The organism is Escherichia sp. WS547, assembly GCF_046486065.1.
Classification (GTDB): Bacteria; Pseudomonadota; Gammaproteobacteria; order Enterobacterales; family Enterobacteriaceae; genus Escherichia; species Escherichia coli.
Window position 1 is genome coordinate 1 of sequence record NZ_JBJQMA010000064.1, and the last position, 543, is coordinate 543.

General features: G+C 47.9%; 2 protein-coding genes. One reads left to right on the forward strand and one right to left on the reverse strand.

Translation table 11 applies throughout. The annotated features are described in order from the left end of the window. On the forward strand, positions 1-283 hold a 283-nt coding region (locus ACJHWK_RS23930; RefSeq protein ID WP_214294720.1), incomplete at its 5' end, for a pilus assembly protein. Here ACJHWK_RS23930 and ACJHWK_RS23935 read toward each other — a convergent pair. Continuing rightward, positions 262-543 (reverse strand): shufflon protein D' (locus ACJHWK_RS23935; RefSeq protein WP_227498174.1); only part of this gene is annotated, 282 nt, incomplete at its 5' end. The genes ACJHWK_RS23930 and ACJHWK_RS23935 overlap by 22 nt on opposite strands.

A 543-nucleotide genomic window follows, 5' to 3' on the forward strand; every position in this document is an offset into this window, starting at 1 on the left:
GTGTGGAAAAAAATTGGCGCAGGTGATAGCCAAATTGTTACCGCTTCAGCTACTGCGTGGCGTTGGCCTGGAGCAACGGCAACATGTCCATCTGGCAAGAAAGTCATTGGTGGAGGCGGTCAATGCAGATCAAATACCGGATTTATATGGCTCACACGTTCCATGCCTTCAGGCAACAATGCATGGACTGCCAGTTGCGACACGACCGAAGATCAAAATGGTTCAATTACAGTTTACGCCATTTGCCAGTGACGATACTTATCACTGGCAAACCACGATGTAACTACATTTCCCCGACAGGTCAGTTCGGTGAGTACCGCCATAAAAGTTGTATTCGTCATAGAAGCCGCATTTCACAATTCGATTGGCATCATAGGTTGCAACTGACCCCGCAAAATAATTCGGCTTCCACCCGTGCGGATTTTCTGCATTACTGACACTCCAGGTACACTGGCTGGCAGAAAAACCAGATGGCAATGGGATCTGTTGTCCATTTGCTATTTTTCCTGTCAGAACAGTGCTACCTGATGCCCTTCTCCACGT